Below are 20,036 nucleotides of genomic sequence, written 5' to 3'. Positions count from 1 at the left end.
CCCTCCTGCCGGTCACCACGCCGTCCCTGCGGCTGGACGGTGTGGTGGCCGGCCCTTCAGAGCCGTTCGACGATGGTGACATTGGCGGTGCCGCCGCCTTCGCACATCGTCTGCAGGCCGAACCGCGCGTCGCGGCGTTCGAGCTCGTGCAGGAGCGTGGCGAACAGCTTCGTGCCCGACGCGCCGATCGGGTGGCCGAGCGCGATGGCGCCGCCGTTGACGTTCACGCGGTCCGGGTCGGCGCCGGTCTCGTCGAGCCACGCGAGCACGACACTGGCGAACGCCTCGTTGACCTCGAACAGGTCGATGTCCCGGATCGTCAGGCCGGTCTTGCGCAGCGCGTGCGCGGTCGCCGGGATCGGGCCGGTGAGCATCCACACCGGATCCGCGGCCCGCACCGACAGGTGGTGGATGCGCGCCTTGGGCTTCAGCTTGTGCTCCCGCACGAACGCTTCCGAGGCGAGCAGGGTCGCGCTCGCGCCGTCGGAAAGCTGGCTGGAGACCGCGGCGGTGATGCAGGAGCCTTCGGAAAGCGGCTTCAGCGCGGCCATCTTGGCGAGGCTGGTGTCGCGACGGGGACCTTCGTCCACGCGGAAGTCACCGTAGGCCACGAGTTCGGCGTCGAAGCGCCCTTCGTCGATGGCGGCGGCCGCGTGTTCGTGGCTGCGCAGCGCGAACTCCTCCAGCTGCGCGCGCGAGAGGTCCCAGTGGCGCGCGATGAGATCGGCGCTGCGGAACTGCGAGACCTCCTCGGCGCCGTAGCACTCCTGCCAGCCCTTCGAGCCCGAGAACGGGTCGGGGAACCCCAGCTCACGCCCGGCGAGCATCGCCGAACCGATCGGCACGGCCGACATGTTCTGCACCCCGCCCGCGAGCACGAGCTCGGCCGTGCCGCTGAGCACCGCCTGCGCGGCGAAGTGCACGGCCTGCTGGCTCGAACCGCACTGGCGGTCGACGGTCACGCCCGGCACGTGGTCGGGGAACCCGGCGGCGAGCCACGCGGTGCGCGCGAGGTTGCCGGCCTGCGGGCCGAGCGTGTCGACGCAGCCGAGGATCACGTCGTCGACCAGTGCCGGGTCGATTTGCGCCCGGTGCATCAGCGCCCGGATCACGTGCGCGCCGAGGTCCGCGGGGTGCACCGCCGAGAGCGCGCCGCCGCGCCGGCCGACGGGCGTGCGCACGGCGTCGAGCACGTAGGCCTCAGCCACGGCGCCTCCTGCGGGTCGCGATGCCGTCGAGCAGGATGCCGAGGTACTGGTCGGCGACGTCGTGGGCGCTCAGCGCGCCTTCGGGGTTGTACCAGCGCACGGCGACCCAGACCGTGTCGCGGATGAAGCGGTAGACGAGCTCCACGTCGAGGTCCGGGCGGAAGACGCCGGCCTCGACGCCGTCGGCGAGGATGCCGTTCCAGAGCTTGCGGAACTCGGCGTTGCGGTCGTTGAGGTAGGCGAAGCGCGGCAGCTGCATGAGGTGCTGGGCTTCGTTCTGGTAGATCGCGACCTCGGCGGGGCGGCGGTGGATCGAGTCGAACGACGCGACGACCACGGCTTCCAACGTCTCGCGCGGGCCTTTGCGCTCCGCGACGATCTCGGCGTAGGCCCCGAAGAGCTCGTCGAGGAAGCCGGACAGGATCTCGTCGGCCATCGACTCCTTCGAGTCGAAGTGGTGGTAGAGGCTGCCGGACAGGATGCCCGCGGCGTCGGCGATGTCGCGGACCGTGGTGGACACGTACCCGCGCTCGGCGAACAGCTTCGCGGCGAGCGCGAGCAGCTCGGCTCGCCGGGATCCGGGGGCGTTCTTCACTCGTTCCACCTCACGCGTGCTGGGCACTGACCGACACCACCTCGCCGGTGAGGTACGAGGCGTACTCACTGGCCAGGAACACCATCACATTCGCCACCTCCCACGGCTGCGCCGCCCTCCCCGAGACCTCGCGCGCGGTGAGCTCGGCGAGCAGCTCGTCGCTGGTCACCTTCGCGAGGTTGGCGTGCATCGCGAGGCTGGGCGCGACGGCGTTCACGCGCACGTCGTAGGGCGCGGCGTCCACGGCGGCGCAGCGGGTCAGGGCCATCACGCCGGCCTTCGCGGCGGCGTAGTGGGCCTGGCCCTCCTGCGCGCGCCAGCCGAGCACACTCGCGTTGTTCACGATGGCGCCGCCGGATTTCTGCACCGCGAACCGGCGCAGGGCCGCGCGCGTGGCCCGGAAGGTGCCGGTGAGCGTCACGTCGAGCACGCGCGACCACTCGTCGTCGGACATGTCGAGCAGGGAGCAGGTGCCGCCGAGACCGGCGTTGTTCACGAGCACGTCGAGGCGGCCGTAGTGCTCGACGGCGGTGTCGATGAGGTGCTGCACGTCTTCTTCGTGCGTGACGTCGCAGGGCACGCCGGGCACGCCCAGTTCGGTCGCGGTCTCCTTGAGACGGCGTTCGTGGCGGTCGCTGATGAGGAGGTTCGCGCCTTCTTCCAGACAGCGTTTCGCGGCGGCGCAGCCGATGCCGGTGCCCGCTGCCGCGGTGACCACGACGACCTTGTCCTTGAGCAAGTTGTTGCCACGCGGGTACTTCGGGACGGTGATCACGGGCGGGCCTCCCGGGGCAGGCCGAGCACGCGCTCGGCGATCACGGTGCGCTGGATCTCGTCGGAGCCGCCGTAGATGGTGTCGGCGCGGGAGAAGAGGAACAGGCGTTGCCAGCGGTCTTCGGTCGCGATCAGGCCCGCGGCGCCGCGCACGAGCATGGCCAGTTCGCCCAGCTTGCGGTGCCAGCCGGCCCAGACCAGCTTCGCGACGGACGCGGCGCCGGGCCCGTCGGGTGCGCGCAGGGCGTGCGCGTGCATGACTTCGAGGCCGACCCACGCCCGGGCGATGGCTTCGGCGATATGCGGATCCGTTGCCACGCCGGACGTTTCGGCCAGCTCCGTGATCGCCTCCAGCTCCCGGCGGAACCCGACCTGCTGCCCGAGCGTCGCGACGCCGCGTTCGAACCCGAGCAGCCCCATCGCAACCCGCCAGCCGTCACCGGGCGCGCCGACCACGAGGTCCTTGGCGGTGCGCGCTTCGGTGAAGAAGACCTCGTTGAACTCGGCCGTGCCGGTGAGCTGACGAATCGGCCGGACCTCCACGCCGTCCTGGTGCATGGGGATGAGCAGGAACGACAGCCCGTGGTGGCGTTTGCTGCCCGGCTCGGTGCGGACGAGGGCGAAGCACCAATTGGCGACGTGAGCGAGGGAAGTCCAGACTTTCTGGCCGGTGATCACCCACTCGTCGTTGCGGAGCCGGGCTTTCGTGGCGACCGCGGCGAGGTCGGACCCCGCGCCGGGTTCGGAGTAACCCTGGCACCACAGCTCGTCGACGGCGAGGATCTTCGGCAGGAACCGGCGTTGCTGCGCTTCGGTGCCGAACGCGATGAGCGCCGGCCCCAGCAGCTCCTGCCCGAGGTGCCCCACCCGCGCGGGCGCGTCGGCGCGGGCGTACTCCTCGTGGAACGCGACCTGCTGCTCGATCGTCGCACCGCGCCCGCCGTGCGCGGTCGGCCAGCCGATCCCGTTCCACCCGGCGGCGCCGAGTTTCCGTTCCCAGGCCCGGCGTTCCGCGAAGGCTTCGTGTTCACGGCCGGGCCCGCCGAGGCCTTTCAGTTTCGGATCGAGGTGCTCGGCCAGCCAGGTGCGGATCCGCGTCCGGAACTCGTCCACCGCGTTCTCCTCTCTGGCCCCGGGGCTCGTCAGTAGGTTACCCTACCAAGCACTTGCTAGGGAGGTCTGCGATGACGCTGACGGTCCCCGCAGCACTCGACGCGGCCGCGGAGCGGGACCCCACGGGCGAAGCCGTGGCCGACGGCGACGTCCGGCTGACGTGGGCCGCGCTGCGCTCCCGCGTGCGGGTCTTCGCAGGCTTCCTGTCTTCCCACGGCGTTGGCCTCGGTGATCGGGTCGCGGTGTGCTCCCCCAACACTTGGCACTGGGTCGTGGCCGGCCTGGGCGTGCTGTACGCGGGCGCGACCCTCGTTCCGGTGAGCACCCGGTTCACCGCGCGGGAGACGCTGGATGTGCTTTCTCGCGCCCGGGTCTCGGGTTTGGTGATCACGGGCCGGTTCCTCGGCACTTCGCGGCTGGCTGCGTTGGACTCCTTACCACCGCTCGTCGTGCGGGTTCCTGTCGAAGGCGTGGAACCTCCGGTGCCGGGCGTCGTCGAATGGTCCGATGTGGACGGCACTTGCGATGCCGCGGCGGTGACCCCGGACGACGTCAGCGACATCCTCTTCACCTCCGGCACCACCGGCCGCAGCAAAGGCGCCATGAGCGCACACCGTCAAGCCCTCGGGGTGGCGGCCGCGTGGGCTTCGTGCGCCTCTCTGTCCGCACCGGACCGATACCTGGTGGTGAACCCGTTCTTCCACAGTTTCGGTTACAAGGCCGGCATCCTGGCCTGCGTCCTGACGGGCGCGACGATCGTTCCGCAACGCGTCTTCGATGTTGTTACGACGTTGCAGCTGATCGAACAGGAACGCATCACCGTGCTCCCCGGCGCCCCGACCGTCTACCAAATGCTCTTGGACGCCCCCGACCGCTCACGCCGTGACCTGTCCACTCTTCGCCTGGCCGTCACGGGCGCAGCCACCGTCCCCGCGTCGTTGGTGGCCCGCATGCACTCCGACCTGGGCTTCGACACGGTACTCACGGCCTACGGCCTGACCGAAGCCGTCGTCGCCACCATGAGCCGGCCGACCGATCCGCTGGACGTCATCGCCCACTTTTCCGGCCTCCCCACGGCCGGCATGGAAATCCGCCTCGGCGCCCACGACGAGATCCTCCTGCGCGGCCCCAACGTCATGCTCGGCTACCTCGACGACCCGGCCGCCACCGCGTCCGCCATCGACCCCGCCGGCTGGCTCCACACCGGCGACGTCGGGCACTTGTCCCCCGACGGCCACCTCCGCATCACCGACCGCCTCAAGGACCTCTACGTCACCGGCGGCTTCAACGTCTACCCCGCCGAGGTCGAGCAGGTGCTCGCCACCCACCCCGCCATCGTCGACTCCGCCGTCGTCGGCCACCCCGACCCCCGCCTGGGCGAGGTGGGCCGCGCCTACATCGTCCCCCGCCCCGGCGTCGCTGTGTCCGCCGCGGAGGTTCTGGCTTACTGCAAGGAGAACCTGGCGAACTACAAGGTTCCGCGCTCGGTCGAGTTCATGTCCGCCCTCCCCCGCAACCCCTCGGGCAAGGTCCTCAAACGTCTCCTGCGCGACGCCCCACCCGACCCCGCCTCTGCTACGCCCACCACCCCGGTCCCACCACAGGAGCGCCCGCATGCCTGAGTCCTCGCACCGGGCGTGCCGGCCATCACGGCCACGTCGCGCAGACCCGACGTCCTCCAGTCGGCACTTCGCGTGCCTTAAGCGCGGCACGAACACCGCCGCGCCATCCCGAACCGGCCGGCGCGCTGAAACCGCGAAGAGCGCACCCATGACTGAAGCCTCCGACAATCCCTGCGCCTCGATCGCCCTCGTCACGGGACCGGCCCGGCCCACCGCAACGGCGCGAACACCGATGCCGGAAACCCTCCACCAACACCACGGCGCCACCACCCTCGTCACCGTGAACCGGCCGACCCACCACAACCGGCGAAGACCGCACCAATGTCCGAAGACGATCGCGCACACCGTGGCCCGATTCCCTTCTGACTGTGAACCCACCACAGCAACCGGAAATCACAATGGCTGAAGAAGCGCACGAAAGTCGTGTCCTTGTCCCCATTCTCGCCGCGGACCAGGCCCACCACCGCAACCCGGGAGACCACAATGACTGACGACACGCACAAAAGTCATGCCCTCATCCCCATCCTCGCCGGGTACGGGGCCGACCACAGCAATCGGGGAGGACTCACCGATGTCTGAAGTCCTCTACGAACGCCGCGGCCCGACCGCCGTCGTGACCATGAACCGGCCGGAGTACCGCAACGCCCAGAACTCCGCGATGACCTACGCCCTCGACGATGCCTTCACCCGCGCCGTCGAAGACTCCGACGTCAAGGTCATCGTCCTGGCCGGCGCGGGCAACCACTTCTCCGCCGGCCACGACATCGGCTCCCCCGGCCGCGACGCCGACGTCTCGTTCCCCCGCCGCGCAGTGACCTGGTGGGACCACGTCGACGCCCCCGGCGCCGACCAGCGCTTCGCCCGCGAGTCGGAGGTCTACCTCGGCATGTGCCGCCGCTGGCGCGACCTGCCGAAGCCCACCATCGCCGCCGTCCAGGGCGCCTGCATCGCGGGCGCCCTCATGCTCGCCTGGACGTGCGACCTCATCGTCGCCTCCGACGACGCCTTCTTCGCCGACCCCGTGGTCCGCATGGGAATCCCCGGCGTCGAGTACTTCGCCCACCCCTGGGTCCTCGGCCCGCGCGCCGCCAAGGAAGTCCTCTTCACCGGCGCCCGCTTCTCCGCCGACCAGGCCCTGACATGGGGTATGGTCAACCGCGTCGTCCCCCGCGCTGCCCTGGAATCCGAGGCTCTGTCACTGGCCGCCCAGATCGCCGAGATGCCCCGCTTCGGCCTCGCGCTCGCCAAAAAAGCCGTCAACCAAGCCGAAGACCTCATGGGCCTGCGCAACGGCATGGACTCCGCATTCGCCCTCCACCACCTCGCCCACGCCCACAACGCCGAAACCACCGGCGACTCCCTCGGCGGCCACACCGCCCGCTCCATGCGCCACCCCACACCGCCAACGCCCCACGCTGCGCCAACCCCCGCCGCCGACGCCACCTCAGGCGCCAGCAGCCCCGACCCCACAAATCACAGCCCCGCAAGCAACACTGGTCCCACATCCGCAGTCCGCCCTGCCTTAGCCTTCACCACCTCAGCCTTCACCAGCCCGGATTCCACCGACCACGCCACGAATCCCGGCATCTCGAGCAACACCAACCCCGAATCCGCTGGCCACCCCACGGATCACGGCACCGCAAGCAACATCGGTCCTGATTCCTCTGGCCTTCCCCCTGACCACCGCCCTACGGCCGTCGCCAATCCCACCGGCCAGCCCACGGGTCGCCGCAGCGCCAGCAAGACCAGTCCCGAACCCCCTGGCCCTCCCACAGACCGACACCCTCCAGCCGTTACGAATCCCGAACCAGCCGCCCACCCCACGGATCAGCGCAGCGCCAGCAACACCAGTCCCGAATCCTCTGGCCCTCCCAGAGATCACCGCCCTTCAGGCGTCACCAGTCCCGAATCCGCCGGCAGCCCCGCAGATCACGGTGCCGCAAGCAGGACCGGTCCCGAACCCACCGGCCAGCCCACTGGTCGCCGTAGCCCAAGTAACGTCAGCCCCGAATCCGCCGACCGCGCCACGACCCGCAGCAACTCGGCCAGCTTTGGACCCGAGCCCACTGACGGTGCGCCCGAAAGCGGAGCGTGAGCCCAGTGGACCTCGAACCCGGCCCCGCTGCCGAGGCATTTCGCGACGAGGCGCGCGAGTGGCTGGCCACGCACGTGCCGCGCGAGCCCTTGCCCTCGTTCGACACGGCCGAGGGCTTCGCCGCACACCGCGCTTGGGAAGCGGCGCTCGCCGACGCGCGCTGGTCCGTCGTCTCCTGGCCCCGCAAGTACGGCGGCCGCGACGCGAGCCTCCTCGAGTGGGTCCTGTTCGAGGAGGAGTACTACGCCGCCGGCGCGCCCGCGCGGGTGAACCAGAACGGCATCTTCATGCTCGCCCCCACCCTCTTCTCCCACGGCACCCCCGAGCAGCTCACCCGGATCCTGCCCAAAATGGCGCGCTCACAAGAAGTGTGGGCCCAGGCGTGGTCCGAACCGGAAGCCGGCAGCGACCTCGCCTCCCTCCGCAGCACTGCCACCCGCACCGACGGCGGCTGGCTCCTCAACGGCCAGAAGACCTGGAGCTCCCGCGCCGCCTTCGCGGACCGGGCGTTCGGCCTGTTCCGCAGCGAACCCGGCTCGGCGCGCCACCGCGGCCTCATTTACCTCATGGCCGACCTCCGCGCCCCCGGCGTCACTGTGCGCCCCATCTCCCAGCTCGACGGCGAGCCCGGCTTCGCCGAGATCTTCTTCGACGACGCCTTCGTCCCGGACACCGACATCATCGGCACCCCTGGCGACGGCTGGCGCGTCGCCATGACCACCGCCGCCAACGAACGCGGGCTCTCCCTGCGCAGCCCCGGCAGATTTCTTGCCGGCGCACGACGTCTCGCCGACCTCTGGTCCGCCTCAGGCCGCCCCGACGCCACAGCCGCCCAGGTCGCCGACGCCTGGATCGGCGCCCGCGCCTACCAGCTCCACACGTTCGCGACCGTCACCCGCCTCGCCGACGGCACCCAATCCGGCCCGGAAGCCAGCGTCACCAAGCTTTTCTGGTCACACCTCGACCTCTCCCTCCACGAAACCGCACTCGACCTCCTCGGCCCGTCCGCCGAACTCCGCGGCCCTTGGCCCGACGGCTGGCTCTTCTCCCTCGCCGGCCCCCTCTACGGCGGCACCGACCAAATCCAGCGCGGCATCATCGCCGAGCGCCTGCTCGGCCTCCCGAGAGGAGACCGATGAGGTTCACCCTCTCCCCCGACCACCTCGACTTCGCCGCCTCCCTCACGGCCCTGCTCACCACCCTCGACTGCGACACCGCCACCCGCGCCTGGGCCATCGGCAACCCCGGCCCGGGCCTGAAAATCTGGCGCCGACTCGCCGACCAGGGCCTCCAATCCCTCACCATCCCCACTCACCACGGCGGTCTCGCCACCGCCAACCGCCCAGCCGATGATCACACTCCAGCCGGCGCCGGCGGTTCAGGCGCGGACGTCGTCGATGCCGTCGTCGCCTTCGAGGTGCTCGGCCGCTTCTGCCCACCCGGCCCGTGGGCCGACGCCGCGGTGCTGCCGCTGCTCATCGACGACGGAGTGCTGACCTCCGTGGCCACCGGCGAAACGCTCGTATCGCTCTCCTTTCCTCCTCACGTTCCCTTCGCCCTCGACGCCGACCTTGCCGACGCGCGCTACCTCGCCGACGGCCCGCGCCTCCGCACCTTCACACCCGGCGCCGCCCTCTCCTCTCTCGACGCAGCACGCCGCCTGTTCGAACCCGTGCCCGGGACCGACGTCGGCCCCGCGCTCGCACCGGAACGCGCGTTCGATCTCGGCGCCCTCCTCACCGCGGCCCAGCTCCTCGGCGCCGGCCGGTGGCTCCTCGAAGCCTCGGTCAGCCACGCCCTCACCCGAAGCCAGTTCGGCCGCGAGATAGGCCGCTACCAGGCCGTGCAGCACCTCCTCGCCGACGTCGCCACGGCCCTCGAGCTCGCGACCCCCCTCCTCTACGGCGCCGCGGTCACCGGCGAACCCGCCGACGTCTCCGCCGCCAAGACCGCCTGCGGCGACGCCGCCCACCTCGCCGCCCGGACGGCGCTCCAGGTCCACGGCGCCGTCGGCTACACCGCCGAACACCCACTCGGCCTGCGCCTCACGCGCGTGCGCGCCCTCGCCGGCGCCTGGGGCACCCCGGCGGAACACCGCCGACGCGTCCTGGCGGCGATCGCACCGTGACGTTCACACCCGAGCAGGACGACCTCCGCGCCAGCGTCCGCAAGCTCCTCGACCGCGAGGCCGAGCCGTGGCCTGCCCTGTGCGCCCAGGTGGGTGCCGCAGCCCTCACCGTGCCCGAACGGTTCGGCGGGTTCGCCACCGAACCGGCGACCCAGCCGGCAGATCCGGCCGACCCGATCGACCACTCCGGCCCGATCCGCCCGCGCCAGTCGGCCGCTCCAGGCTCTCCGGACAACGCCATCGGCATCACCGAGGTGCAGATCGTCGCGGAAGAACTCGGCCGCGACCTCACCGACGTACCGTTTCTCGGCTCCTCCGTCCTCGCCGTCACCTCCCTCCTCGCCACCACCAACACCAACACGAACGCCACCGAGACCGACTCTCCGGTCCTGGCCCGCCTGCTCCCGGCCCTGGCCGAGGGCATCGTCGGCGCTCTCGCCTGGACCGCCGACGGGCACTGGGACCCTCTGCAGCCCGCCTTCACCGCTGACGAGTCCACAGTGAACGGAACCGCCCACTACGTACTTGACGCCGCCGGCGCCGACGTCCTCCTGGCCGCCGCCCGAACCCCGGACGGACCCGCCCTCTTCGAGGTCGACCCCGCGAACCCCGGCGTCCGGTGCGAACCCGTACCGACGATGGACGAGACCCGCCACCTCGCCACCGTGACGCTCGACCGTGTCCGCGCGCGTCCGCTCGGACGGGTCGACCTCGCACGAGTCCGCGACGTCGCCTGTGCCGTCCTCGCCGCCGAACAGGCAGGCGCCGCAGCCCGGGCACTGGAGCTCACCGTGGAGTACACGCGGCGGCGAGTGCAGTTCGGCCGCCCGATCGGGAGCTTCCAGGCGCTCAAGCACCGAATGGCCGACCTCCACGTGCTGGTCGAGACCGCACGCTCAGCCGCCTACGCCGCGCCGAAGTCACCCCGGCTCGACGCGGTGGCGAAAGTGCACTGCAGCGAGGTGTTCGCCGCGGTCGCCGCCGAGATGATCCAGCTGCACGGCGGCATCGCCATCACCTGGGACCATCCCGCGCACCGGTACTTCAAACGAGCACACGCCACCTCGCAGCTTTTCGGCGCACCCCATCACCACCTTTCGCGCGTCCACCCCTAGCGGGGTAGGGCCACCCCCCGTGCGGGTTCTGGGGTCTGCCGGGTTCTGCTCGACCGGCTTCCCCGAAAAACTCGACGAGGTGACCACAGACAATCTCGTCCTCCCGGCCGCGGCCGGCCCGGGCAGCGACTTCGCCCGCCTTTCCCGTCGCATCACCGACGCGGGGCTGCTCGCGCGGCGCCCCGGCTACTACACGGCCAGGATCGCCGTGGTGGCCACGCTGTTCGCCGGCGGCTGGGTCGCCTTCGCGCTCCTCGGGGACTCGTGGTGGCAGCTCGCCGTCGCCGCGTTCCAGGCCTTCATGTTCGGCCAGATCGCCCTGCTCTCCCACGACCTCGCCCACCGCCAGGTGTTCCGCACGCGACGCCCGACCGAAGCCGCCGGGCTCCTCGCGGGCAACCTGGGCGTGGGCATGAGCTACGGCTGGTGGATGGACAAGCACACCCGCCACCACGCGAACCCCAACCACGAGGAGCTGGATCCCGACGTCGACCCCGACATCCTCGTCTGGTCGAAGGACCAGGCCCGCGCCAGCCGCGGCGTGCCCCGGTTCATCGGGCGGCACCAGGCGTTCCTCTTCTTCCCGCTGCTCACGCTCGAAGGCCTGAACCTGCATTGGTCCGGCATCCGCGCGGTCGCCCGGCCCGGCCTGCGCCGGCGTGGCCTCGAGGCCACTCTTCTGGCGCTGCACTTCGCGACCTACCTCACCGCGCTGTTCGTCGTCCTCCCGCCGGGCTTGGCCCTGCTCTTCTTCGCCGTCCACCAAGGACTGTGGGGTGTCTACATGGGATCGATCTTCGCGCCGAACCACAAGGGCATGCCGACGCTCACCGGCCGCCCCCAGCTCGACTTCCTTCGCAAGCAGGTGCTCACCTCGCGCAACGTCCGCGGCGGCGCGATCGTGGACGTCGCCCTCGGCGGCCTCAACTACCAGATCGAGCACCACCTCTTCCCGAGCATGCCGTCGGTGCACTTGCGACGCGCGCAACCGATCGTGCAGGGCTACTGCGCCGAGCTCGGCATTCCCTACCTGCAGACGAGCCTCGTGGAGTCCTACCGGCAGGCGCTGACCCACCTCCACGAAGCTGGGGCTCCTCTCAGGAAGCGTTCGTAGACTCGGGGGCATGCTCAGGAAAACTGTCTCGGCACTCGGTGACCTCCCGGTGGCCTTCGGCGCGAAGGCCACCGGCGCGCGTGCCGAGCGGATGCGTCGCTCGCCGCAGTACGCCGACGGCGTCTTCCACAACGCCTCACCCACGCGCTCGTCCCCGTCGCCATCGGCCGCCGGCGGCATCCTGCGCGAGCTGCTCTTCGGCGACGACCGCGACCGCCGCAAGCCGACCGGAGAGATCCCGCTCGTGGCCGATGCCGGCGCCGATTCCTCCGAAGGGCTGTTCCTCACCTGGTACGGCCACGCGTCGACGCTCGTGGAGATCGACGGCGCCCGCGTGCTGTGCGATCCGGTGTGGAGCGACCGGGTCTCGCCCGCCGCTTTCGTCGGCCCGCGCCGCCTGCACGCCGCGCCGGTGCCGCTGGACGCCGTCGGCCGAATCGACGCGATCGTGATCTCGCACGACCACTACGACCACCTCGACCTCGCCACCGTGCGCGCCCTGCTCGAGGCGCACGACGCGCCGTTCCTCGTGCCGCTGGGCGTCGGCGCGCACCTGGAGCGGTGGCACGTGCCGGCTTCGCGGATCGTCGAGCTCGACTGGCACGAGGAAGCCGAGGTCGCCGGCATCCGGTTCGTGGCGACGCCGGCCCAGCACTTCTCCGGCCGCGGCATCGGCAATGACAGCACCCTGTGGACGTCGTGGGTCATCGCCGGGCCGCAGCACAGGGTGTTCTACAGCGGGGACACCGGCTACTTCGACGGCTTCGCCAAGATCGGCGAGGAGTACGGCCCGTTCGACGCCACGCTGATCCAGGTCGGCGCGTACGCCCCGCACTGGCCGGACATCCACATGACGCCCGAAGAGGGCATCGCCGCGCACATCGACGTTCGCGGTGGGCTGCTCGTGCCGGTGCACTGGGCCACGTTCTCCCTCGCCATGCACCCCTGGGGCGAGCCTGCGGACCGGGTGTGGCGTGAGGCGAAGGCGAACGACCTCACCCTCGCCGTGCCGAATCCCGGTCAGCGGATCGACGTGGCGAACCCGCCCGCGGTGGACGGTTGGTGGCAGACGCTGGGATGACGCCCTGGGTCTTCGCTCGCCGTCCTTGAGGCGGTGCTCGGGTCTCCGGTGCGAACGAGCTTGTTTACGCGCCACCGAATCGACCTCTGCTGCGTACATCGCTGTTCCGTTCTCTCGTGAATGTGCCGGTGTGCTACTCGAGTGTGTGCTGCTCGAGTGCAGAAATAGTTGCCGCTGAAGGATTTCCGCGCCGAGGAGGACGGGGCGGAGTCGCACCGCGTCCGGCTGCTTTTGATGAATCCGACGTTAGCGTGCCTGAGGCGGCAATCGCCGCCCTTCACCCGAGTGACCACCCGATCGTGCGAACGTGTGTGCGAGTCGATGACACCCGGGGTGCGCCAGACTTGGTGGCAGGGTCCGAAGTTTCCCGGTCACGACGGCAACGCCTCGCTGTCGAACTCGACCCGTTCCGTCACACCTACAACATCCTGCGGCCCCACCAGGCCCTCGCCGACAGGACGCCGCGACAAGCGCACGCACCGGCACGGGGACCCGGTGAACCACCGGGTCCGACCGTCCCGTTGACGGGATCCCTTGCGCATTCAGCGCTTGGTCTCGTACCTGGCCAGGACCACACCGTCGGGAAACGTCCGGGTCTCCAGCAGGGTCAGGTTCACCCAGTTGTCCAGGGCCGTGAAGAACGGCGTGCCACTGCCCACCAGGACCGGCGCAGTGGCCAGCACGTACTCGTCGATCAGCCCGGCCCGCATCGCCGCTGCGGCGAGTGTGGCGCCGCCGATGTCAATGGGGCCGCCGTCCTCGGCCTTGAGCCGGGTGATCTCGGTGACCGCGTCGCCGGCGACCAGGCGGGTGTTCCAGTCGACCGTGCCGATCGTGGAGGAAAACACCACCTTCGGCATATCCCGCCAACGGTGGGCGTACTCGATCTCCGCCGGTGTGACACCGGGTTGCTGGTCGGCGGTCGGCCAGTGGGAACTCATCACCTCCCACAGTTTGCGTCCGTACAGCGCCAGGTCGGTCGCCCCCACCCGGTCGGACCACCACTGGAACAGCTCGTCGCTCGGCACGCTCCAGCCGAGGTCGTCGCCGGGTGCGGCGATGTAGCCGTCCAGGGACACGTTCATGCCAAAGGTCAGTTTCCGCATGGCGCCAGCCTCCCGTGAGTCGGTATTGCGCGTACAGACCGGCACGGCGCCAAAAAATCATCGGTCGGCCACCCGATCGTGCGAACATGTGTTCGAATCGATGACACTAGTGGATCACCGTGGGCATGATGGAACGGTGCTGCTCCAGTGATCCTTACTCGTCGCCCATGTCTGGGCGCCCGCCCGCTGTAGATCCCGCGTCGGCGAGCCGTTCCTGCAGCCTCGCGTGCCGGAACTGATACACCTCGCCGACCTGCCGCAGCACCCCGCGCCGGTGCGCGTCGGCGAGGAAAGCCATGAATCCCCAAGGAATCCGACCCCGCGACGCCAGCCAGAGCCGCGTGAACGCGAACGCGCCCCACGCCCGCGCCAAACACACACTCACACCGACAGAAAGGCCGAACAGACCACCACCCACCACTGCCTGCGCCGCACTCGTCGCGGGCACGAACACCTGACCGCCGATGACCGCGCCGGCGATCCCGTAGGCGACACCACCCAGGTTCGCCACGAGGTACCGCCCCAGCAGCCCGGCGGCCACCCCGCCCGCCAGGCCGAGCACCACGTCGTAGTGCCCGTTCAGCACCTCGAAGGTGGACTCCGCGGGGGTGAGGGCCAGTGCCAAACCGTAGAAGAGACCCAGGGAGACCATGAATGACAACGTGAACGAGAGGGCCGCGGCGCGATCGTGGCGCAGCACGGTCTCCGGGCTGGAGACCCGGTTCGCGTCCAGCGGTGTGCCCAGCCAGACGTGCACGCCGATGGCCAGGCCGAACACGAGCGCGAGCAGGCTGATCACCCAGGCCGGGAGCGACCAGCCGAGGCCGAGGCAGACTCCGATCACGGCGCCCACCGCGAACCGGCGGGCGAAGCGGCCGGCGGTGCCCGCGAACCTCGGTTCCACTCGCAACGGGCCCGGGCGGCGCCCGACGCTGTGGGTGACGCAGCCCGCGATGGCGAAGGAGCCTCCGTAGATCGCGCCGATCACCGGGCCGGCGGCCAGCCAGCCGGTGAGGGCGAACAGCACCGCGGGCGGCAGCCCGAGGTACAGGCCGACGACGAGCCTCGGCACGGATCGGTCCAGCTGCCACCAGGCGAGGTCGCGGGTGTGTTCGTGTTCGAGCCGGCGCGCGAGGAAGGTGAGCCAGCGCTCGGCCTGCGTGGGGTCGTAGTCGCGCGGCCGGTGTGGGCGGGCGAGCTGAGCGGGAGGTGCGGGTTTGCGGGTGTAGACGGCAGGGAGGTACGCGTCGAGGAGGTGCCGTTCGACGGACGCGCGATCCGGAAATCGCGTGGGGTCGCAGAGTTCGCCGGGGTCGGTGGCGGGGTTCGCGTAGGCGGTCCTGGCCAGATCGACCATCAGGGGCGTGCGCAGGGCTTGGGCGAGGGGCCCGGTCGGCTCGCGCCGCAGCCGGCGGACGAGCGGGTCCCAACGGGTCTCGCCGGAGCGTCGGCGGGCGGTGAGGAAGTCGATCGTGTCCTCGATCTCGACCGGCTCGATCTCTACCACCGCGGCGCGGGTCAGGAAGGAGCCCGTTCGGCGGACCGCGAGCTCGTACTCGGCGCTGCGGCAGGTCACCACGAGCGGGCGGCCGGCGCCGACGGCCTGGTCGAGCGCGTCGATCGCGGCGGTGTGGAGGCCGGGCGGGGTTTCGTCGAGACCGTCGAGGACCGGGATGATCCGGCCTTCGAGGACCAGGCGCAGGCCGGCGTCCTCGCCGTAGGCGGCGGTGTTCGCGAGGCCCGGGTACTCCTCGACCAGCTTGCGCGCCAGCCAGGTGTGCAGGTGTTCGCGGTGCGGGTTCCAGGAGGCGAGTGGCAGCAGCACCGGCACGGGCTCGCCCGGTGGCGGGTCGGTGAGCAGACCGAGAGTGAGGAGGATCGCCAGCACGGACTTACCGGCGCCGGGCTCGCCGAGTACCACGAGCTGCCGGGCCGGGACCTGGCGGAACTTCGCGACGAGGTCGGTCAGGTCGCCGCTCAACACGAGGCGGTCCGGGCCCTCGCCGGGCCGGCCGCCGAGCACTGCTGACGCGGCTGCGGCGACCTCGCGCTCGGTGCTCGACCAGTTCAACGGCACGGGCTCCGGCCGCTTGAGCGAGCGCAGCTCGGCTTCGGCTGTCCACTGCCGGGAGATCGCCGCGGCGAGCTCTTTCACCGCGCGGTCGAGCTCGTCCGGCGGTGCGGTGCCGGGCACAGTGGCGGCCAGGCGGTTCTCGCCGCGGAGGATGCGTTCGTGCAGGTCGCGAACGTCGTGGCCGGGGTCGATGCCCAGCTCCTCGGCGAGGTCGGCGCGCAGGCGCTGGAACACCTTGAGCGCGTCCGCCTGCCGTCCGGAGCGGTCGAGCGCGAGCATCAGCTGGGCGTGCGGCCGTTCGCGGAGCGGGTGCTCGGCGACGACCTCGGCGAGTTCGTCGACGACCTCGCGGTGCTGGCCGAGCGCGATCTGCCAGTCGACGCACGACTCGAACGCGTCGAGGCGCTGCTCGTCCAGCCGGGCGGCGCGGCTGACCAGCGCGGGGGTGTCGAGGCCGTCGAGTGCGGGGCCACGCCAGAGTTTGAGCGCGGTGCGGATCTCGCGCACGCCGTCGCGCAGGGCGCCCTGCTCGGCGAAGCGCTTGGCGTCGGCGAGGCCTTTGGTGAAGCGGAGCAGGTCGAGCTGGTCGTCGGCGACGGTGATCCGGTAGCCGGGACCGTCGGTGACGATGAGGCGCTGCTCGGCGTCACCGAGCCGTTCGCGCAGGGCCGACACGCAGTTCTGGACCTGCTTGGTGGCCGTGGCGGGCGGCTCGCCCTCCCACGTGGCCTCGATGAGCCTCGCCATCGGGACGACGGCGTTGGGGGTGAGCAGCAACGTCGCCAACACCCGCTGGTGCCGGGTTCCCGGGAGGGGCAGCCGTCCCCCGGCCGTCCAGATCTCCAACGGCCCCAGCACACAGAAGTCCATCCACGTCCCTCCCCGGACCGTGATCATACCTGCGCTGACCTGCGTGAGGACGGCGTGATGACGACACGAGGACGGAGCTCGGCACGGTTGAGCCATCCGGTCGCCCACTCCGGGGGCGGCCGCTGAAGGGGAGAGAACCGCCATGTCGAAGATCCGTTCCGTCGCCGCGATCGCGGCCGCCATCGCCGGTGTCGCCGCCGGCACCGTGCTCGCCGCGGCGCCGGCCTCCGCCGCGACCGCGCCGTGTCCGGCGAATAACTACTGCTTCTACGAGAACGCGAGCTACACGGGCTGGCACCTGAACTACAACTCCACCCCGTCGGGAAGCTTCAACAAGCCGCCGGCGTCCAGCGGTGACAAGCGCAGCCAGCTGTCGTCGATCATCAACAACGGCAACCGCACCATCTGCCTCTACAACCACCGCGGCGTCCTGGGCGACAAGCTGATCCTCAAGGTCAGCCCGTTCAAGGACTACAAGAACCTCGCCGACATCCCGGGCACCAACGACAAGGCCGACTCCTGGAAGATCAACGCCTGCTGATCCCCCGCTCCGGACCGAGCCGCCGGCGCCGTGAGGGGTGCGCCGGCGGCTCGGTCCGGTCGTCGCGCGAGGTGCGCGTGGCACGCTGGACGGCATGAAGCTCAAGCTCGACCTGCACGACATCTACAACCGCAGCGGCGAGATCGACCGGGCGCTGCGGGCGGTGATCGACGAGGCCGTGGCGAAGAAGGCGCCGCTCGTGGAGATCATCCCGGGCAAGGGATCTGGGCAGCTGAAGAAGCACGTGCTGCGGTTCTTGGAACAGAAGGAGATCAAGGCGCTCTACCACCGCGTGGAGAAGGACAAGGACAACTTCGGGCGGGTGTTCGTGCATTTCAGGTGGAAGTAGGCGCGTTAGAGCCAGTCGTCCGGGCGGGGCCAGGGCAGGAGGGCCGCGAGCGGGTCGGGGACGGGTTCCGTGACGGTGTACTGGCCGCGGTGGAAGAGGAGCGGCCGGGCGTCGGAGGTGTCGCCGAGTGCGGTCACGCGGCCGATGACGACGTGGTGGTCACCGGCGGGGTGCACGGTCTCGAGGGCGCAGTCGAGCCACGTGAGGGCGCCGTGGATCAGCGGAGCCCCGGACGGGGCGGGATGCCAGGCGACGGTGGCGAACTTGTCCTCGCCGCGGCTGCCGAAGGTGGTGCTGATGTCGCGCTGGTGCTCGGCGAGGACGTTGACGGCGAAGCGACCCGTGGCGGCGAGGATCGGCCAGGTGCGCGACGTGCGGGCCACGCAGAACAACGCCAGCGGCGGATCCAGCGACAACGCCGCGAACGACTGACACGCGAACCCTACGGGCGCGGCCCCGTCGTGGCCGGTGACGACGGTGACGCCGGTGCAGAAGTGCCCGAGCACGGCGCGGAATCGAGACGGATCGAGTATGGCGGTCATCCCGGTCTCACCGACGTTTCGGTGGGACGCCAGGTCGCCGGCTGATTCGAGGCATACGTGCGCGGGAGCGGGCGGACAAGGCTGCTCAGCACCGCAGACGCCGGGAGCTCGCGGTGAAGTCGCGAGTCCAGAGGGGCGCTGCGGAGTGGCCGCGCGCGGCGAAGGCTGCGAAGCAACGTGGTCATTGGCAACCGCCCACTAGGTCGCGGCCATGGACCGGCACCGCGGTGCCGCCGCGCGGAGAGAAAACTGCGCAGCGACGCGGTCAACGGCAACCGCCGACGAGGTTGTGGCCCTGGACCGGCACCGTCGGGCCGCCGCGTGGGGAGAAAACTGCGCAGCGACGCGGGCATTGGGGACCGACGCTGAAACCGTGGCGCCACGGGGGCACCGCGGTGCCGGTGCGGGCCGAGAAAACTGCGAGGGGCCGCGGCCGTCGGGAACCGGCGCTGAAGTCCTGACTCCACTGCGATACCGCGGTGTCTCCCCGCGCGGAAAAGATCGCGCGGCAACGCGATCGTCGAGAACCGATGCTGAAATCGCGGCCTCACTGAGACACCGCGATACAGGCCAGGGCTAACAAGCCCGCAGAGCATCGTGGCCATCGGGAGTTGACGCCGAAGTCCTTGCCCCGCAGAGACACCACGGTACCGGCGGCGGCCGAGAGGACCGCGAAGCGCCGTAGCCATGGGGAGCTGACGCTGAAGTCGTGGCCCCGCAAAGACACCGCTATGCCGACGCGGGCCGAGAAGACCGCGAAGCAGCGTGGTCATCGGGAGCCGACGCTGAAGTCGTGGCCCCACAAGGACACGGCGGTGCTTTCGCGGGCGAGCCAGGTGGTGTCGTCGACTTGGCGGCCTTCGCAGCCGTATTCGAGGTCGAAGCCGCCGGGGGTTTTCATGTAGAAGGAGAGCATGAGGTCGTTGACGTGGCGGCCGAGGGTGGCGGACATCGGCACCGAGCGGCGGTGGGCGCGGTCGAGGCAGAGGCCGACGTCGTCGGTGGATTCGACTTCCAGCATGAGGTGGACGATGCCGCTGGGGGTGGGCATCGGGAGGAACGCGAGGCTGTGGTGGCGGGGGTTGCAGCCGAAGAAGCGGAGCCACGCGGGTGGGCCGTCGGCGGGGCGACCGATCAGCTGGGGCGGCAGGCGCATGGAGTCGCGGAGGCGGAAGCCGAGGATGTCGCGGTAGAAGGCGAGTGCGGCGGCGTCGTCGTGGGTGGAGAGGACGACGTGGCCCAGGCCTTGGGGGCCGGTGACGAAGTGGTGGCCGTAGGGGCTGACGACGCGGCGGTGCTGGAGCGCGACGCCGTGGAAGACTTCGAGCGTCGTGCCGGAGGGGTCGGCGAAGGTGATCAGTTCGGCGACGCGGCGGTCGGCCAGTTCGTCGGGAGTGCCTTCCTTGTAGGGCACGGAGGCGGCGGCCAGGCGGGTGCGGATGTCGTCGAGTTCCGCGGCGTTGGCGGCTTCCCAGCCGACTTGCGCGAGGCGGTCGGCGGGGCCTGGGACGATGACGAGGCGGGCGGGGAAGTCGTCCATGCGCAGGTACAACGCGTCGGGGTTGGGGCCGGTGCCTTCGACCAAGCCCAGGACCTTCAACGCATAGACGCGCCAGGCGGGGACGTCGGTCGCTTCGATGCGGAGGTAGCCGAGGGAACTGATGGCCATTACGCCCTCCCGAAGAGATCGGCTGCGACACGGAGATGGC

16 protein-coding genes and 1 pseudogene are annotated in these 20,036 nt (G+C 70.6%); 9 read left to right on the top strand and 8 right to left on the bottom strand.

Features of this window, described 5'->3' with window-relative positions:
* Positions 1-56: 56 nt before the first annotated feature.
* Genes ACQPXB_RS13415 through ACQPXB_RS13400 form a run of 4 tightly spaced genes read right to left on the bottom strand, consistent with a single transcriptional unit; the run spans position 57 to position 3,690 of the window.
* The gene (locus ACQPXB_RS13415) at positions 57-1,208 is read right to left on the bottom strand and encodes an acetyl-CoA C-acetyltransferase (RefSeq protein WP_432851864.1); all 1,152 of its coding nucleotides are present in this window, start codon (positions 1,206-1,208) and stop codon (positions 57-59) included.
* The gene (locus ACQPXB_RS13410) at positions 1,201-1,803 is read right to left on the bottom strand and encodes a TetR/AcrR family transcriptional regulator (protein WP_432851862.1); all 603 of its coding nucleotides are present in this window, start codon (positions 1,801-1,803) and stop codon (positions 1,201-1,203) included. Before ACQPXB_RS13410 ends, ACQPXB_RS13415 begins: the two co-directional genes overlap by 8 nt.
* A 10-nt stretch (positions 1,804-1,813) precedes the next feature.
* Positions 1,814-2,578, bottom strand: a complete 765-nt coding sequence (locus tag ACQPXB_RS13405; protein WP_432851860.1) for an SDR family oxidoreductase — start codon at positions 2,576-2,578, stop codon at positions 1,814-1,816.
* Positions 2,575-3,690 (bottom strand): acyl-CoA dehydrogenase family protein, encoded by a 1,116-nt coding sequence (locus tag ACQPXB_RS13400; RefSeq protein ID WP_432851858.1) that lies wholly within the window; start codon positions 3,688-3,690, stop codon positions 2,575-2,577. The genes ACQPXB_RS13405 and ACQPXB_RS13400 overlap by 4 nt, the downstream gene beginning before the upstream one ends.
* Before the next feature lie 71 nt (positions 3,691-3,761).
* Here ACQPXB_RS13400 and ACQPXB_RS13395 point away from each other — a divergent pair, with 71 nt between their 5' ends.
* The 7 genes and pseudogenes from ACQPXB_RS13395 (at position 3,762) to ACQPXB_RS13365 (ending at position 12,845) form a co-directional block, all read left to right on the top strand.
* Positions 3,762-5,312 carry a FadD3 family acyl-CoA ligase gene (locus tag ACQPXB_RS13395; protein WP_432851856.1) on the top strand — a complete coding sequence of 517 codons (1,551 nt, stop codon included), beginning with the start codon at positions 3,762-3,764 and terminating at the stop codon, positions 5,310-5,312.
* Between the two features lie 571 nt (positions 5,313-5,883).
* Positions 5,884-6,702: pseudogene (locus ACQPXB_RS13390) on the top strand (enoyl-CoA hydratase); the annotation flags it as partial.
* Positions 6,703-7,412: 710 nt separating this feature from the next.
* Positions 7,413-8,546 carry an acyl-CoA dehydrogenase family protein gene (locus ACQPXB_RS13385; protein ID WP_432851854.1) on the top strand — a complete coding sequence of 378 codons (1,134 nt, stop codon included), beginning with the start codon at positions 7,413-7,415 and terminating at the stop codon, positions 8,544-8,546.
* Positions 8,543-9,535: an acyl-CoA dehydrogenase family protein gene (locus ACQPXB_RS13380; RefSeq protein ID WP_432851853.1), complete on the top strand. Its 993-nt coding sequence runs from the start codon at positions 8,543-8,545 to the stop codon at positions 9,533-9,535. Before ACQPXB_RS13385 ends, ACQPXB_RS13380 begins: the two co-directional genes overlap by 4 nt.
* Positions 9,532-10,650 (top strand): acyl-CoA dehydrogenase family protein, encoded by a 1,119-nt coding sequence (locus ACQPXB_RS13375; protein WP_432851851.1) that lies wholly within the window; start codon positions 9,532-9,534, stop codon positions 10,648-10,650. The genes ACQPXB_RS13380 and ACQPXB_RS13375 overlap by 4 nt, the downstream gene beginning before the upstream one ends.
* Before the next feature lie 79 nt (positions 10,651-10,729).
* Positions 10,730-11,764 (top strand): fatty acid desaturase family protein, encoded by a 1,035-nt coding sequence (locus ACQPXB_RS13370; protein WP_432851849.1) that lies wholly within the window; start codon positions 10,730-10,732, stop codon positions 11,762-11,764.
* A 10-nt stretch (positions 11,765-11,774) separates the two neighbouring features.
* Positions 11,775-12,845 (top strand): MBL fold metallo-hydrolase, encoded by a 1,071-nt coding sequence (locus ACQPXB_RS13365; protein WP_432851847.1) that lies wholly within the window; start codon positions 11,775-11,777, stop codon positions 12,843-12,845.
* Positions 12,846-13,387: 542 nt separating this feature from the next.
* On the opposite strand, the gene ACQPXB_RS13360 is transcribed toward ACQPXB_RS13365, so the two are convergent.
* Together ACQPXB_RS13360 and ACQPXB_RS13355 are read right to left on the bottom strand one after the other, a co-directional pair.
* Positions 13,388-13,951 (bottom strand): dihydrofolate reductase family protein, encoded by a 564-nt coding sequence (locus ACQPXB_RS13360; RefSeq protein ID WP_432851845.1) that lies wholly within the window; start codon positions 13,949-13,951, stop codon positions 13,388-13,390.
* A 154-nt stretch (positions 13,952-14,105) separates the two neighbouring features.
* A complete protein-coding gene (locus ACQPXB_RS13355) occupies positions 14,106-16,895 on the bottom strand; it encodes a BTAD domain-containing putative transcriptional regulator (protein WP_432851843.1) in 2,790 nt (929 codons plus the stop codon).
* Between the two features lie 142 nt (positions 16,896-17,037).
* Between ACQPXB_RS13355 and ACQPXB_RS13350 the strand changes: the two genes are divergently transcribed.
* Positions 17,038-17,436 carry a peptidase inhibitor family I36 protein gene (locus tag ACQPXB_RS13350; RefSeq protein ID WP_432851841.1) on the top strand — a complete coding sequence of 133 codons (399 nt, stop codon included), beginning with the start codon at positions 17,038-17,040 and terminating at the stop codon, positions 17,434-17,436.
* Between the two features lie 94 nt (positions 17,437-17,530).
* Positions 17,531-17,785, top strand: coding sequence for a Smr/MutS family protein (locus ACQPXB_RS13345; RefSeq protein ID WP_220238245.1), 255 nt, complete (start codon positions 17,531-17,533; stop codon positions 17,783-17,785).
* A gap of 5 nt (positions 17,786-17,790) precedes the next feature.
* On the opposite strand, the gene hsaB is transcribed toward ACQPXB_RS13345, so the two are convergent.
* Positions 17,791-18,327, bottom strand: coding sequence for a 3-hydroxy-9,10-secoandrosta-1,3,5(10)-triene-9,17-dione monooxygenase reductase subunit (hsaB, locus tag ACQPXB_RS13340; RefSeq protein WP_432851838.1), 537 nt, complete (start codon positions 18,325-18,327; stop codon positions 17,791-17,793).
* A 769-nt stretch (positions 18,328-19,096) separates the two neighbouring features.
* Positions 19,097-19,996, bottom strand: coding sequence for an iron-dependent extradiol dioxygenase HsaC (gene hsaC, locus ACQPXB_RS13335; protein ID WP_432851836.1), 900 nt, complete (start codon positions 19,994-19,996; stop codon positions 19,097-19,099).
* Positions 19,997-20,036 lie beyond the last annotated feature (40 nt).

The sequence above is a fragment of the Amycolatopsis sp. CA-161197 genome (assembly GCF_050942255.1).
Lineage (GTDB): Bacteria > Actinomycetota > Actinomycetes > Mycobacteriales > Pseudonocardiaceae > Amycolatopsis.
Note: the sequence above shows the minus strand (reverse complement) of the source record. Positions and strands in the feature narration are given on the sequence as shown.